The organism is Alloyangia pacifica (assembly GCF_020524285.1).
GTDB lineage: Bacteria > Pseudomonadota > Alphaproteobacteria > Rhodobacterales > Rhodobacteraceae > Salipiger > Salipiger pacificus_B.
Map to the genome: position 1 here is coordinate 268,079 of NZ_JAIVKX010000007.1, position 13,574 is coordinate 281,652.

14 protein-coding genes are annotated in these 13,574 nt (G+C 67.9%); 6 read left to right on the forward strand and 8 right to left on the reverse strand.

Features of this window, described 5'->3' with window-relative positions; all coding sequences use genetic code 11:
• Window positions 1-25 precede the first annotated feature (25 nt).
• From leuS to holA, 3 genes are read left to right on the forward strand one after another with little or no spacing between them, the layout of a single operon-like run.
• Entirely contained in the window at window positions 26-2,596 is a 2,571-nt protein-coding gene (gene leuS, locus LC039_RS11385; RefSeq protein WP_226624236.1) for a leucine--tRNA ligase, read from the forward strand.
• Window positions 2,583-3,080 carry an LPS assembly lipoprotein LptE gene (lptE, locus tag LC039_RS11390; protein WP_226624237.1) on the forward strand — a complete coding sequence of 166 codons (498 nt, stop codon included), beginning with the start codon at window positions 2,583-2,585 and terminating at the stop codon, window positions 3,078-3,080. The genes leuS and lptE overlap by 14 nt, the downstream gene beginning before the upstream one ends.
• Before the next feature lie 10 nt (window positions 3,081-3,090).
• Window positions 3,091-4,119 (forward strand): DNA polymerase III subunit delta, encoded by a 1,029-nt coding sequence (gene holA / locus LC039_RS11395; protein WP_226624238.1) that lies wholly within the window; start codon window positions 3,091-3,093, stop codon window positions 4,117-4,119.
• Here holA and LC039_RS11400 read toward each other — a convergent pair.
• The 6 genes from LC039_RS11400 to pyk all read right to left on the reverse strand — a co-directional run bounded on the left by LC039_RS11400 (window position 4,116) and on the right by pyk (window position 9,375).
• On the reverse strand, window positions 4,116-4,400 hold the full coding sequence (locus LC039_RS11400; RefSeq protein ID WP_226624243.1) for a YrhK family protein: 285 nt from the start codon (window positions 4,398-4,400) through the stop codon (window positions 4,116-4,118). The two genes, holA and LC039_RS11400, sit on opposite strands and share 4 nt — an antisense overlap.
• 103 nt (window positions 4,401-4,503) lie before the next feature.
• A complete protein-coding gene (gene pheS, locus LC039_RS11405; RefSeq protein ID WP_226624244.1) occupies window positions 4,504-5,574 on the reverse strand; it encodes a phenylalanine--tRNA ligase subunit alpha in 1,071 nt (356 codons plus the stop codon).
• Between the two features lie 216 nt (window positions 5,575-5,790).
• A complete protein-coding gene (gene rplT / locus LC039_RS11410) occupies window positions 5,791-6,156 on the reverse strand; it encodes a 50S ribosomal protein L20 (RefSeq protein ID WP_066102884.1) in 366 nt (121 codons plus the stop codon).
• A gap of 17 nt (window positions 6,157-6,173) precedes the next feature.
• Window positions 6,174-6,374, reverse strand: coding sequence for a 50S ribosomal protein L35 (gene rpmI, locus LC039_RS11415; protein ID WP_092426082.1), 201 nt, complete (start codon window positions 6,372-6,374; stop codon window positions 6,174-6,176).
• Window positions 6,375-6,510: 136 nt separating this feature from the next.
• Entirely contained in the window at window positions 6,511-7,833 is a 1,323-nt protein-coding gene (locus LC039_RS11420; RefSeq protein ID WP_226624246.1) for a methyl-accepting chemotaxis protein, read from the reverse strand.
• Window positions 7,834-7,929: 96 nt separating this feature from the next.
• Window positions 7,930-9,375: a pyruvate kinase gene (pyk, locus tag LC039_RS11425; protein ID WP_226624248.1), complete on the reverse strand. Its 1,446-nt coding sequence runs from the start codon at window positions 9,373-9,375 to the stop codon at window positions 7,930-7,932.
• A 213-nt stretch (window positions 9,376-9,588) separates the two neighbouring features.
• On the opposite strand from pyk, the gene LC039_RS11430 reads away from it, so the two are divergent.
• Both LC039_RS11430 and LC039_RS11435 read left to right on the forward strand, forming a co-directional pair.
• Window positions 9,589-10,326 (forward strand): N-formylglutamate amidohydrolase, encoded by a 738-nt coding sequence (locus tag LC039_RS11430; protein ID WP_226624250.1) that lies wholly within the window; start codon window positions 9,589-9,591, stop codon window positions 10,324-10,326.
• 13 nt (window positions 10,327-10,339) lie between these two features.
• Window positions 10,340-10,651, forward strand: a complete 312-nt coding sequence (locus LC039_RS11435) for a DUF1244 domain-containing protein (RefSeq protein WP_226624257.1) — start codon at window positions 10,340-10,342, stop codon at window positions 10,649-10,651.
• 76 nt (window positions 10,652-10,727) lie between these two features.
• On the opposite strand, the gene LC039_RS11440 is transcribed toward LC039_RS11435, so the two are convergent.
• A complete protein-coding gene (locus LC039_RS11440; RefSeq protein WP_226624258.1) occupies window positions 10,728-11,858 on the reverse strand; it encodes an SRPBCC family protein in 1,131 nt (376 codons plus the stop codon).
• A gap of 212 nt (window positions 11,859-12,070) precedes the next feature.
• Between LC039_RS11440 and LC039_RS11445 the strand changes: the two genes are divergently transcribed.
• On the forward strand, window positions 12,071-12,688 hold the full coding sequence (locus tag LC039_RS11445; RefSeq protein ID WP_226624260.1) for a glutathione S-transferase family protein: 618 nt from the start codon (window positions 12,071-12,073) through the stop codon (window positions 12,686-12,688).
• A gap of 30 nt (window positions 12,689-12,718) precedes the next feature.
• On the opposite strand, the gene LC039_RS11450 is transcribed toward LC039_RS11445, so the two are convergent.
• Window positions 12,719-13,516 (reverse strand): helix-turn-helix transcriptional regulator, encoded by a 798-nt coding sequence (locus LC039_RS11450; protein ID WP_226624262.1) that lies wholly within the window; start codon window positions 13,514-13,516, stop codon window positions 12,719-12,721.
• Window positions 13,517-13,574 lie beyond the last annotated feature (58 nt).

The following is a 13,574-nucleotide window of genomic DNA, read 5'->3' on the forward strand; positions in this document are numbered from 1 at the left end:
CATCCGCTCCGAGGGACAACAGATTATGTCGCGCTACGACCCCGCCACGATCGAGCCGAAATGGCAGGCCGCCTGGGAAGACGCCCTGACCTTCAAGGCCACCCGCTCGGCCGACAAGCCGAAATACTACGTGCTCGAGATGTTCCCCTACCCCTCGGGCCGCATCCACATCGGCCACGTGCGGAACTACACGATGGGCGACGTGATCGCCCGCTACAAGAAGCAGAACGGCTTCAACGTGCTGCACCCGATGGGCTTCGACGCCTTCGGCATGCCAGCCGAGAACGCCGCCATGGCCTCGGGCGGTCACCCCAAGGACTGGACCTATTCCAACATCGACACGATGGTCGAGCAGATGAAGCCGCTGGGCTTCGGGCTCGACTGGTCGCGCATGTTCGCCACCTGCGATCCGGAGTACTACGGCCAGCAGCAGGCGCTGTTCCTCGACATGCTCGACAAGGGCCTCGTCTACCGCAAGAACGCCGTGGTGAACTGGGATCCGGTCGACATGACCGTGCTCGCCAACGAGCAGGTCGAGAACGGTCGTGGCTGGCGCTCGGGCGCGCTGGTCGAGCGCAAGGAACTCACCCAGTGGTTCTTCAAGATCTCCGACTTCTCGGGCGAGTTGCTCGACGCGCTCGACACGCTCGATGACTGGCCCGCCAAGGTGAAGCTGATGCAGGCGAACTGGATCGGCCGCTCGCGCGGGTTGCAGTTCTCCTTCGACACGCTGGATGCCCCCGAGGGCTTCGAGAAGATCGAGTGCTACACCACCCGCCCCGACACGCTGCACGGCGCCTCCTTCGTCGGTATCTCGCCCGACCACCCGCTCGCGAAAGAGCTGGAGCAGGACAACCGCGAGCTTGCCGCTTTCGTCGCCGAGTGCCGCCGCATGGGCACCTCCGAAGAAGAGCTGGAAAAAGCCGAGAAGCGCGGCTTCGACACCGGTCTCAAGGTGCGTCACCCGTTCGACCCGAATTGGGAGCTGCCGGTCTACATCGCCAACTTCATCCTCATGGACTACGGCACCGGCGCGATCTTCGGCTGCCCCGGCCACGACCAGCGCGACCACGACTTCTGCAGTAAGTACGGCCTGCCGATCGTCGAGACCTTCGTGCCGCTCGAGGGTGAGATCGACATCCAGGCAGAGCCCTTCGTTCCCGCCAAGACCGAGAAGGTGCGCTACACCCGCCTCGTCGCCGGCGCGGAAGTGCAGACCGGCGAAGAGGGCGTCAACGCCGCCGTCGACTTCTGCGAGAAGAACGGCATCGGCGAGGGCGTCACCAAGTACCGCCTCCGCGACTGGGGCCTGTCGCGGCAGCGCTACTGGGGCTGCCCGATTCCCGTGGTCCACTGCGAGGCCTGCGGCGTGGTGCCCGAGAAGAAGGAAAACCTGCCGATCAGCCTGCCCTATGACGAGGACGGCAAGGCGATCGACTTCTCGGTGCCCGGCAACCCGCTCGACCGTCACCCCTCATGGCGCGACTGCGCCTGCCCGTCCTGCGGCGCCCCGGCGCGGCGCGAGACCGACACGATGGACACGTTCGTCGACTCGAGCTGGTACTTCGCCCGCTTCACCTCGCCGCGCGCCGAGACGCCGATCGACATGGCCGAGGCCGAGTACTGGATGAACGTCGACCAGTACATCGGCGGCATCGAGCATGCGATTCTCCACCTCCTGTACTCGCGCTTCTTCGCCCGCGCGATGCAGCTCACCGGGCACCTGCCCGAAAAGAGCAAGGAGCCGTTCAACGCACTCTTCACCCAGGGCATGGTGACCCACGCGATCTACCAGACGCGCAATGCCGACGGTCGCCCGGTCTACCACTACCCCGAGGCTGTCGAGCTGCGCGACGGCAAGGGCTTCCTCGAGGATGGCACCGAGGTCGAGATCATCCCCTCGGCCAAGATGTCGAAGTCGAAGAACAACGTGGTCGACCCGGTGGCGATCATCGGCCAGTACGGCGCGGACACCGCGCGCTGGTTCGTGCTGTCCGACAGCCCGCCTGAGCGCGATGTGGAATGGACTGCCTCGGGCGCCGAGGCGGCCTCGAAGCACCTCGCCCGCGTCTACCGCATCGCCGCCGAGATCGCCGAGTCGGACGCGCCCGAAAGCGCCGACGACAAGGCGCTGCTGCGCGAGATGCACAAGGCGATCCACGATGTCACCATGGGCGTCGAGAGCTTCGGCTTCAACGCGGCCATCGCCAAGCTCTACGGCTTCACCGCCGTGCTCGGCAAATCGCAGGCGGGCGCCGCTGCCAAGAAGGAAGCCGCCAAGGTCCTCGCGCAGCTCATGTCGCCGATGACCCCGCACCTGTCCGAGGAAATCTGGCAGCTGCTCGCCGGCGAGGGGCTGATCGCCAACGCACCCTGGCCCAAGGCCGACGAGGCGATGCTGGTCGAGGACAGCGTCACCCTGCCGATTCAGGTCAACGGCAAGCGCCGCGGAGAACTCACCGTTCCCAAGGACATGGCCAAGGAAGAGATTGAAAAACTCGTCCTCGCGCACGAAGCTGTGGTGCGGACCCTCGAAGGGGCCGCCCCGAAGAAGCTCATCGTTGTGCCTGGCCGGATCGTCAATGTGGTCGCCTGATCGAAGAACCCTGCTTGCAGCCTGCGGCGCCCTGGCGCTCGCGGGCTGCGGCTTCACCCCGGCCTACGGGCCGCAGGGGGGCGGGCAGAAGCTGCTCGGGCAGATCGCCTTTGTTGATCCCGGCTCGCCCGACGCCTATCTCTACACTCGCCGGATCGAGGAACGCCTCGGCCGCGCCGCACCCGGCGCGCCCTACCGCCTCGACACCTCGCTGAAGACCGAGACCTCGGGCCACGGCTCGCTCGCCGACGGCAATACCACCCGCATCCGGGTGATCGGTACTGCCAGCTTCACGCTGCGCGATGCGGTGACGAACGAGGCGCTGACCTCCGGCGACACCTCCTCCTTCACCGGCTATTCCACCACCGGGTCCACCGCCGCGACGCAGGCCGCCGAGCGCGATGCCGAGGAGCGGCTGATGATCATGCTCGCCGACCGGGTCATCGACCGGCTGCTGCTCGCCGCGGCGGATCTGCCGCAGTGACGGGGGTCTCGTGAAACTCGGCGGCCGCGACGCACAGGCTTTCTTCCGCAAGCCGGATCCCACGCGCTCGGGCGTCCTGCTCTACGGCGAGGACGCGATGCGCGTGGCGCATCGGCGGCAGGAGATCCTCACCGCCCTCGTCGGCCCCGAGGCCGAGGCGGAGATGCGCCTGACCCGCATGTCCGGCGCCGACCTGCGCAAGGACCCGGCGATGCTGCTCGACGCGGTGAAGGCGCAGGGCTTCTTTCCCGGCCCGCGCGCGGTCTTCGTCGAAGAGGTCACCGACGGGCTCGCCAAGACCATGGGCGCGGCGCTCACCGACTGGCGCCCCGGCGATGCGCAGATCATCGTCACCGCCGGGCAGCTCACCGCCAAATCCGCCCTGCGCAAGCTCTTCGAGGCCGCCCCCGAGGCGCTGGCCATCGGCATCTACTCCGACCCGCCGGGCCGCGACGAGATAGAGGCCGCTCTGAACAAGGCCGGGCTGACCCAGGTCGACCGCGCCGCCTTCGACGCGCTCGAGCACCTTGCCCGCGCGCTGGAGCCCGGCGACTTCCGGCAGGTGCTGGAGAAGCTGGCGCTCTACAAGCTCGACGACCCGGCACCGCTCGCCCCCGAGGAGGTGGCCGCCTGCGCCCCCGCCTCGATCGAGGCCGAGCTCGACGACATCCTCAACGTGGTGGCCGAGGGCCGTTCGCCCGAGATCGGCCCGCTGATGCAGCGGCTGGAAGGGCAGGGGGTCGCGCCGGTGACACTGCTGATCATGGCGATGCGCCACTTCCGCGTGCTCTACGCGCTGGCCTCGGCCCAGGGCGGCCCGCAGGCCGGGGTGCAGCGTCTGCGCCCGCCGCTCTTCGGCCCGCGCCGCGACCGCATGCTGCGGCAGGCCTCGGGCTGGAATGCCGATCGCCTCGAGGATGCGCTGGGGATGCTGATGGAGACCGACCTCTCGATTCGCTCCGCCGGCGCCCGCGCCCCGGCCATGGCGCTGGTCGAGCGCAACTTCGTACGCCTCGCCTGGCTCGCCTCGCGGCGCTAGCCGTCCTGCTCGCGCTCGGCCAGCCGGTCGAGCTGCCCCATCCGCCAGAGCTTGATCTCGCGCGCCAGCCGCAGCGACGGCTTCACCATGAACAGCACCGAACCGACGGTGAAAAGCCAGATCGCGGCGGTCTCGTACTGCTTCCAGAAGAACAGCACCGAGCCGAGGGTGAAACAGAGCGCGGCGCCGAAATCCACCGCCGTATGGGCGATCTCGAAGAGCGCGTAGACGCGGCGTGTGTCCGCGTTGCGCTCGCGGTTGCGGTGATCGAAGAGCTTCATGCCGCAGAAGATGGCGCGCGCGCCGAAAAGGGAAAGGCCCGGCGCAGATGCACCGGGCCCTGAAACTCTCGCCGCGCTGCGCCTCGGCGCAACAGGTCCGCGCTTAGCGCGACAGGCCCCCATGCAGCGTCGGCACGTCCAGCGAGGCAAAGCCGTAGTGGCGCAGCCAACGCAGGTCCGAATCGAAGAAGGCGCGCAGGTCGGGGATGCCGTATTTCAGCATGGCGATCCGGTCGATGCCCATGCCGAAGGCGAAGCCCTGCCATTCGCTCGGGTCGATGCCGCCGGCCTGCAGCACCTTGGGGTGCACCATGCCCGAGCCGAGCACTTCCAGCCAGTCGTCGCCCTCGCCGACGGTGACCGAGCCGTCCTTCCACTGGCACTGGATGTCCACCTCGGCCGAGGGCTCGGTGAACGGGAAGTGCGAGGCGCGGAATCGGGTCTTCACCGAACGGCCGAAGTAGGCCGAGAAGAACTCTTCCAGCACCCACTTGAGGTTCGCCATGGAGATGTCCTTGTCGATGGCAAGGCCCTCGACCTGATGGAACATCGGCGTGTGGGTCTGGTCGTAATCGGCGCGGTAGACACGGCCCGGGCAGATGATCCGGGTGGGCGCGCCCCCGGCTTCCATCGAGCGGATCTGCACCGGCGAGGTATGGGTGCGCAGCACGTGCGGCGGGCGCTCGTCGCCCGTCGCGCGGTGCATGTAGAAGGTGTCCATCTCGGCGCGCGCCGGGTGGTGGCCGGGAATGTTCAGCGCGTCGAAGTTGTACCAGTCGGTCTCGACCTGCGGACCCTCGGCGACGGCGAAGCCCATGTCGGCGAAGATCGCGGTGCATTCCTCCCAGACCTGGCTGACCGGGTGGATGCTGCCGCGGCGCGTGCCGCGCGCGGGCAGCGTCACGTCGAGCCATTCCGCCGCGAGGCGCTCGTTCAGCGCCGCATCGGCCAGCGCCGCCTTCTTGGCGCCGAGGGCGGAGTTGATCTCGTCCTTCAGCGCGTTGAGCTTCGGCCCCATGACCTGGCGCTCCTCGGGGCTCATCTTGCCGAGGCTGCGCATCTGCAGGCTGATCTCGCCCTTCTTGCCCACGGCCTGCACCCGCAGATCCTCAAGCGCGGCTTCATCCGCCGCCTTGCCAATCAGGTCGATATACTTGTCGCGCAGGTCGTCCATTCCGGGCCTCTTCCGAGCATCTCTTCGGGTCCGTCCACTACCGGCTGCCGGTCGCGCGCGCAAGCCTGTGCCGGCTCCCTCGTTCTTCTAGGTGAAAATATCCCGGGGGAGCCGCGCATTGCGCGGCGGGGGCAGCGCCCCCATGTGGCGGTCGCAAACGAAAAACGCCGCCCCCAAAGGAGCGGCGTTTCCGAAAAGTCAGCCGTTGGCGCCAGATCAGGCGGCCAGCGCGCCCTTCGCCTGGTCGACGATGGCGTTGAAGGCTTCCGGCTCGTGCACGGCGAGGTCCGCCAGCACTTTACGGTCGACTTCAATGCCGGCCAGGTTCAGGCCGTTGATGAACTTCGAGTAGGTCAGAGCCTCGTCGTGTGCGCGCACGGCCGCGTTGATCCGCTGGATCCACAGGGCGCGGAAGTTGCGCTTGCGGTTCTTGCGGTCGCGGGTCGCGTACTGGTTGGCCTTGTCGACGGCCTGGGCTGCAACCTTGAAGGTGTTCTTGCGGCGGCCGTAGTAACCTTTGGCTGCCTTGATGACCTTCTTGTGACGGGCGTGGGTGACGACACCACCTTTGACTCGTGCCATTGTTCAGCTCTCCTTAATCAGCGGTCGTAGGGCATGTAGCCCTTGACGATTTTCGCGTCGGGAGCCGACAGCGTGGTCGTGCCGCGCGCGTCGCGGATGAATTTCGTGGTGCGCTTGATCATGCCGTGGCGCTTGCCGGCCTGACCAGCGACGATTTTGCCGGTCGCGGTGACCTTGAAGCGCTTCTTGGCGCTCGACTTCGTCTTCATCTTGGGCATTTTCGTCTCCTTAACGAAGTGCGTACAGGCGCGACTCGGCATGCCGCAATGGGCCGGCCGCGCGGTTAGAGGCGCCCCTATAGGCGGCGAAGGGGTTTATTGCAAGCGTGAATCATGGCGAGGCGCGGGGCAGGGCTCAGGCGGCGGCCTGCCCGTTCGCCCCTGTGCCGCCGGTGTCGGACCCGGGCGGTTCCTGATGCACTGCGCTGCTGTGGCCCGCGCCGGCTTCGCGCCGGAACTCGGCGATCTTGCTGTTGATCGCGTCCAGCCGGGCCTGGAGGGCGCGCACGTGGTCGGCGGCGCGGTTCACCGCGGCGGCGTTTTCCTGGGTGATCGAATCCAGCTGCTGCTGCACCGATCCCACCTGCGAGACCGACTCGCTCTGTTCGCCGGTGGCCTGTTCGATCCGCGCGAAACCCGAGACCACCGCCTCCATCACCGAGACCAGGTCCACGAGGCTGGCCTCCATCCGGTCCGAGCGCTGGGCGATGGTCTGGATCCGGGCGACGATCTCATTGATCGTCTCGGCGACCTCGGCGGCGGCCTCGGTGGTCTGTTCGGCCAGGGCGCGGACCTCGGTGGCCACCACGCCGAATCCCCGGCCATACTCCCCGGCGCGCGCCGCCTCGACCGAGGCGTTGAGCGCCAGCAGCTTGGTCTGCAGCGCGATCTTGTCGATGACATTGATGAAGTTGCGGATGTTGCCGGTGCTCTGGTCGACCTCGGTCACCGCATCGCGGGTGCGTCGCACCTCGTCCTGCGCGGCGCGGGCGCGCGCGTCCGCCTGTTCGGCGGAGCGCGCCGAGGAGCGGGCGTTCTGCGCGGTGTCGGCCACGGTCTCCGTCAACTCGGTCAGTGAGGCGGTGTTCTCCTCGAGCGAGGCGGCCTGGTTCATCGTTCGCTCCGACAGGCTGTCGAAGGTTTGCCGCAGCTCCGCGGCCATGACGGCCAGCGCGCCGGTATCGGTACCGATGCCGCTGAACAGCCTGTCGAGAAGGGCCTCGCGCTCCCGCGTGGCGCGCGCTTCCTGCGCGGCGAAGAAATGGTCCAGGGTGACCGCGGCGTCGCCCATGGTGGCGAGCTGTACCAGCGCCGTGGCGGCGGGCAGGTCGAGGGGCAGCGCCGCCGCCCGCTCCAGAACCAGCCCGAGGATGCCGGCCTGGTAGTGGGCATAGCCGATCATATAGGCCGGGTAGTCGAGCCCGGCGTCGATGAGATTGCGCGCGATGCCGGCCTGCACGGCCTCATACGCGGGGGAGAAATCGCCGCGCAGGATGTAGCCGAACTTCTGCCGCTCGACCTCGACGACATCGGCAGGCACGTCGCCGGGGGCGATGGTCAGGGCGGCGGCATAGACGCCGCGGATCATCGGCTCGAAGCCCGGCGCGATCACGGCGTGCAGCGCCGCGCCCTGGCGTTTCTGCTCGTCCGTCCAGCTTTCGGAAATGGCGGGGTGCATGGGCTCTCCGGATCACGTCCCCGCAGCCTAGGCTGCGCAGGCTAATCCGGAGTTAAGCCGCGCCCGGCCCCGTGGAGGGCGGGCGCGGCAGGGGGCTTACTCGGGGTCGGTCGAGTAGATCAGCCGTTCGTCGCAGGGGGCGACGCGCAGGATGTTGGTGGTGCCCGACATGTTGAAGGGCACGCCCGCGGTCACCACGATCTGGTCGTCGGTGCCGGCATAGCCCTGCGCCCGTGCCGCGCGGGCAGCATTGACCACCGCCTGCTTGAAGCGCTCGAGCTCGCCGGTCATCACGCAGTTGGTGCCCCATGTCAGCGAAAGCCGCCGCGCCGTGCCGCGCAGCGAGGTCATCGCGATGATCGGCACCCGTGGGCGCTCGCGCGCGACCAGCGCCGCGGTGGTGCCCGAGGAGGTGAAGCAGCAGATCGCCTTGACGTTGGCGGTCTCGGCGATCTCGCGCGCCGCGGCGACGATGCCGTCGGCGACGGTGTTGCGCGCGACATTGCGCGAGGCCTCGATCACCTCGGTGTAGGTCGGGTCCTTCTCGACGCTGATCGCCACGTTGTTCATCGTGGTCACCGCCTCCACCGGGTACTGCCCGGCGGCCGACTCGGCCGAGAGCATCACCGCGTCGGCGCCCTCGTAGATCGCCGTGGCCACGTCCGAGACCTCGGCGCGGGTGGGCATCGGGCTCTCGATCATCGATTCGAGCATCTGCGTCGCCACGATCACCGGCTTGCCGGCAGCGCGGCACTTGCGGATCAGCCGCTTCTGGATCGGCGGCACCGCCTGCACCGGCAGTTCCACGCCCAGATCGCCGCGCGCCACCATGATGCCGTCCGAGACCGCGAGGATTTCGTCAAAGGCCTTCACCGCCGAGGGCTTCTCGATCTTCGACAGGATCGCGGCGCGGCCGTCGCAGAGCTTGCGCGCCTCCTCCACGTCCTCGGGGCGCTGCACGAAGCTCAGCGCCAGCCAGTCGACGCCGAGCGCCGCGGCGAACTCAAGGTCGGCCCGGTCCTTCTCCGAGAGCGCTGCCAGCGGCAGCACCACGTCGGGCACGTTGACGCCCTTGCGGTTGGAGATCGTCCCGCCGGCCTCGACGATGCAATTGGCGAAATCCTCGCCGCATTCCTCGACCCGCATGCGGATCTTGCCGTCGTTCACCAGCAGGTGCGCGCCGACGCCGAGCGCCTGGAAGATCTCGGGGTGGGGCAGGCAGACGCGCTTGTCGGTGCCCGGCGTCTCGTCGAGATCGAAGCGGAAGGGCTCGCCCCATTCCAGCTCCTCCGAGCCGTTGGCGAACTCGCCGACGCGCAGCTTCGGCCCCTGCAGGTCGGCGAGGATGGCGATCGGACTGTCGAGGTCCTTCTCCACCTGCCGGATCGCGCGGTGCAGCTTGGTGATGTCCTCGTGGCTGCCGTGGCTCATGTTCAGGCGGAACACGTCCGCCCCGGCCTCGTGCAGCGTGCGGATCATCTCGTAGGTGTTGCTCGCCGGGCCAAGCGTGGCCACGATCTTCACTTTGCGCAAACGTCTCATCTGGAACTCCTCGACCTCCTGCGGCGGCCACGCCGGGCCGCCTTGCTGTGGAGCTGCGTATTCTCACCCAGCGTAGTGGTTCAAAGTTAAACTATCCACCAGCACACCGTGTAGTTATCGCTAACAGCTGCGATGTTTATTGTCGAATTCCCTTCGCGACGCAACTGATCTAGACATGGCTCGCCATAGATGACGGCAAATTGCGAAGGGATCATGACCCATACCTCCTATCATATCGAAGGCGCCGATCGGAAAGGCAGGTTCGTCGTCACCTGCGATCATGCGACCAATAGCGTGCCGGACGAGCTCGGGGGAACCCTCGGCCTGCCGGCGGCCGACATGGCCCGCCACATTGCCTACGATATAGGCGCGCTCGGCACCGCGCGCGCCCTCGCCCTTGCCCTGGACAGCCCGCTGGTCTGGTCGGACTTCTCGCGCCTCGTCATCGACCCGAACCGCGGCGAGGACGATCCCACGCTGCTGATGCGGCTCTATGACGGCTCGGTGATCCCCGGCAACCGCCACGCCGGGCCCGAGGAGCGGGCCCGCCGGATCGAGGCCTACTGGCGGCCCTACCACGACGCCGTGGCCGGGCTGCTCGAGACCCGCCCCGAGGCGGCGCTGGTCTCGGTGCATTCCTTCACGCCGCGGCTGCGCGGCCGCCTGCCGCGGCCCTGGCATCTCGGCATCCTGCACGCCTGGGACGCGCGCCTGTCGGACGCGCTGCTTGAATTGCTGGCGCAGCAGCCCGATCTGGTGGTGGGACGCAACCAGCCCTATCCGGGCCATCTGCCGGGGGATTCGGTGCACCAGCACGCGCTCGCCCACGGCCGTCACAACACGCTGGTCGAGCTGCGCAACGACCTCATCGCCGAGCCGCAGGCGCAGGCCGACTGGGGCGCCCGGCTCGCCCCGCTGCTGAAGACCGCGCTTGCCCGCGCGCCCGACTGAAAGGAGACAGACCATGGACGACAAGACCCGCACCGAGCTCGAGGCCGCCGCCTTCCGCCGCCTGCGCCAGCACCTGATGGAAGACCGTCCCGACGTTCAGAACATCGACCTGATGAACCTCGCCGGCTTCTGCCGCAACTGCCTGTCGCGCTGGTACGAGGAAGCCGCCACCGAGCGCGGCATCGAGATGAGCAAGGCCGAGGCCCGCAAGATCTTCTACGGCATGCCCTATGACGGGTGGCGCGCGCAGCAGGACGCGGCGACGCCCGAGCAGAAGGCCGCCTTCGAGAAGGCCTTCGCGGAAAACGTCACCAACAAGTCGTAAGCTCCGCGCTTCGTCTAGACGGAAATATCCCACGGGGGTCCGGGGGTGTGAAACCCCCGGTCCTGCCCGCTCCGCCTCAAGGCGCGTCGGGGATCTTCCCGGCGATCCAGCGCGCGAACTCGTAGTTCGGCCGCTCCAGGTGCGACAGCGCGCCGGGGGCGGCAAAGCGCGACTGCATACCCTTCCAGACCCGTTCGGTACACCCCCGGTCCTCGTCGTTCACCGCGTCGAGCAGGGCCTTCAGCGCCTCGAAATGCGCGGTGGCCTCGGGGTCGGCGATGAAATCCGGGTGCAGCCCGCCGCCAAAGAGGATCTTCACCTGTCCCGGCCCGTCCGGGGTGAGGCACAGGTACCAGAAATAGCCCGGCGTCAGGGTGATCAGCAGCGAGGGGTAGACCGCCAGCAGCCAGGTCCGGTAGCGCTCCTCGCCCTGCAAAGCGGTGTTGCCGGGATGGGCGATCGACAGGGCGATGGAGTCGTCCTTCAGGATGTGGTGGTAGTTGAAGCCCTCGAATCCCTCGGGACAGGTCATCTTCTTCAGGTCCACCGCGCCGCCGATGGTGCCGCCGTGGCACATCGGCAGGTGGTAGCTTTCCATGAAATTCTCGGCGAGAATCTTCCAGTTGGTGTTCCACCGGTGCTCCTCGCGGAAGGTCTCGACGTAGTCTTCCATCGCGAGGTAGCCGACAAGGTCATCGACCTCGCGCAGCGTCTCGCCGGGCTCGGGCAGGTCGGGATCGAGTGTGACCATGATCCAGCCCTTCCAGTCGACGCAGCGCACCGCCGGAAGCCGGGTCTGTTCCTTGCAGAAGCTGCCGTTCAGCTCCATCGCCGGCGCTCCGCGCAGCGACCCGTCGAGGTTGTAGCTCCAGGCGTGGTAGGGGCAGGTGATCGTGCGGACGCTGCCGCGCCCCTCCAGCAGCACTGACATGCGGTGGCGGCAGACGTTGGACAGCGCCCGCAGAATCCCGTCCCGGTCGCGCAGCACGAGGATCGGCTCGCCCGCGATCTCCATCGTCAGGTAGTCCCCCGGCGCCTTCAGCGCGTCGACACGCCCGGCGCAGAGCCAGCTCTTGGCGAAGACATGCGCCTGCTCGAGCGCGAGGAAGTCCTCGGAGGTGTAGACCGAGACCGGCATGGCCTGCGCCCTCTCGAAGGGCACGGCGACATTGGCGCGCAGTTCGGCGGCGGCATCGTGGAAGGTCATCTTGCGACTCCGGTGCGGCCCCGGGGAGCCGTTGAGAAACCGTTAATGGACGGCGCGCACCGAGCCCGCAAAACGCGCGCCAGTCAAGTCAAACCGCCGTGCCTTTGCGGAGCTGCCATCAGCCCCGGTGATCGAGGGCCGCACGAAACACCGTTTGACCGTCCCCGCGGGGACGGCGTTTTCTGGGCGCGAACCAGCACGGGACAGCGCTCATGACGAAGATCACCCTCTACGGACACCCAGACAGCGGCCACGCCTGCAAGGTGGCTCTGGCCCTCGCACTGGCCGGGATCGCGCATGAGACGGTCTTCGTCGACATCTGGGCCGCGCCCGAGACACGCCCCGCGGCTTTCCTCGCCGCAAGCCCGCTGGCGCAGGTGCCCGCGCTGGTGATCGAGGGCGAGGCGATGACCCAGTCCGGCGCCATCTTGCTTGAGATCGCCCGCCGCTGGCAGGTGCTGGGCGGCGAGAGCCCCGCCGGGATGCGCCGCGGCACCGAACTGCTGATGTGGGAGGCGAACCGCATCGGCATGTGTCTGCCGCAGCTCATCGAGTCCCGCCGTCCCGGCGGGGACAGCTTCCCTGGCGGCAGCGTGGCGTGGCTCACCGGGCGCTATGAGGTCGACCGCGACACCTTCGACCGTCTGCTGGGGGAGGGCCGCTTCTTCCACGGCGACACGCCGGGGATCGGCGACTGCGCCATCTGGGGCTACATGCAATGGCTGGACAAGGCCGGGGTTGCCCCCTCCGAGGCGATGGCGGGCTGGATCGCGCGCATGCAGGCGCTGCCGCAGATGCGTCCCCGCGGGGACGACTGGTTCCCCGCCTGATATCGCCCGCCCGATTGCCCGCCTGCCGCGTCAGGCGCCCTCGGTCAGCAGCGGCAGGATCAGCGAGAAGAGCTCGGCCTGCGAGGAGATGGCGCACTTGCGGTAGATCTGCTTGCGGAAGACCTTCACCGTCTGCGGGCTGATCTCCAGCCGCAGGGCGATGGAGGTCGTCGAATGCCCGCGCAGGATCAGCAGCGCCACCTCGGCCTGGCGCGGGCTGAGGCCGATGCCATGGGCGTCCCTGAGCGCGCGGATCAGCCTATCGGAGAGTGGCGCGTTTGTGTCCGCGCCTGCGGACGACAGGCCGCCCCATTGCTTTTCGCACAGGGCGCAGGCGATCGGGGCGATCGCTCGGGCCCGCTCCATGTCCCGCGATGAAAAGCTCCGCCCCGATGTGGCGTCCCGTCCGAGACAGACGTGGACCGAGACGCCCGCGGCCGGATTGGCCACATAGGCGATCTCGTCGATCAGCGTGGTGCTGCGGTAGTAGGCGGCGAAGTACTCGTGTCTCAGAAAGGCGTCCGGCGCGATGTCGCGCAGCCGGTAGAGCCCCGCGGGGACCTTGCGCAGGTGCAGGTCGTGGAACGGATCGATCAGGTAAGCGCCGGAAAGGTAATCGCCTTCGAGGCGCGCGTGCACCTTGGGGTCGCGCGACTGGGTGAACAGGACCCGCGGTTTCCGAGACTGGAAGTAGGCCAGCATCGTGGTGTTGTCGATGTCGTAGCTTTCGCTCAGCCAGCGCGACAGGGCGGGGGCGAAGGCCTCGGACCCGAGCGCGTTGATCGCTAGGCCGAGTTGGACCTCGGGGCTGCCTGCCTGCTGCTGCATCATACCTCTTTGGGGGTATATACCCCCAAATTTGCCGATTTATACCCTGATCTTCGAG

Bases quoted from the DNA above. Each gene is read 5' to 3' on its own strand.
- LC039_RS11445 (WP_226624260.1), top strand. From the start codon at position 12,071: ATGACGAAGATCACCCTCTACGGACACCCAGACAGCGGCCACGCCTGC.
- LC039_RS11420 (WP_226624246.1), bottom strand. From the start codon at position 7,833: ATGCACCCCGCCATTTCCGAAAGCTGGACGGACGAGCAGAAACGCCAG.
- LC039_RS11430 (WP_226624250.1), top strand. From the start codon at position 9,589: ATGACCCATACCTCCTATCATATCGAAGGCGCCGATCGGAAAGGCAGG.
- lptE (WP_226624237.1), top strand. From the start codon at position 2,583: ATGTGGTCGCCTGATCGAAGAACCCTGCTTGCAGCCTGCGGCGCCCTG.
- LC039_RS11450 (WP_226624262.1), bottom strand. From the start codon at position 13,516: ATGCAGCAGCAGGCAGGCAGCCCCGAGGTCCAACTCGGCCTAGCGATC.
- pheS (WP_226624244.1), bottom strand. From the start codon at position 5,574: ATGGACGACCTGCGCGACAAGTATATCGACCTGATTGGCAAGGCGGCG.
- LC039_RS11435 (WP_226624257.1), top strand. From the start codon at position 10,340: ATGGACGACAAGACCCGCACCGAGCTCGAGGCCGCCGCCTTCCGCCGC.
- leuS (WP_226624236.1), top strand. From the start codon at position 26: ATGTCGCGCTACGACCCCGCCACGATCGAGCCGAAATGGCAGGCCGCC.
- rpmI (WP_092426082.1), bottom strand. From the start codon at position 6,374: ATGCCCAAGATGAAGACGAAGTCGAGCGCCAAGAAGCGCTTCAAGGTC.
- rplT (WP_066102884.1), bottom strand. From the start codon at position 6,156: ATGGCACGAGTCAAAGGTGGTGTCGTCACCCACGCCCGTCACAAGAAG.
- LC039_RS11440 (WP_226624258.1), bottom strand. From the start codon at position 11,858: ATGACCTTCCACGATGCCGCCGCCGAACTGCGCGCCAATGTCGCCGTG.
- LC039_RS11400 (WP_226624243.1), bottom strand. From the start codon at position 4,400: ATGAAGCTCTTCGATCACCGCAACCGCGAGCGCAACGCGGACACACGC.
- pyk (WP_226624248.1), bottom strand. From the start codon at position 9,375: ATGAGACGTTTGCGCAAAGTGAAGATCGTGGCCACGCTTGGCCCGGCG.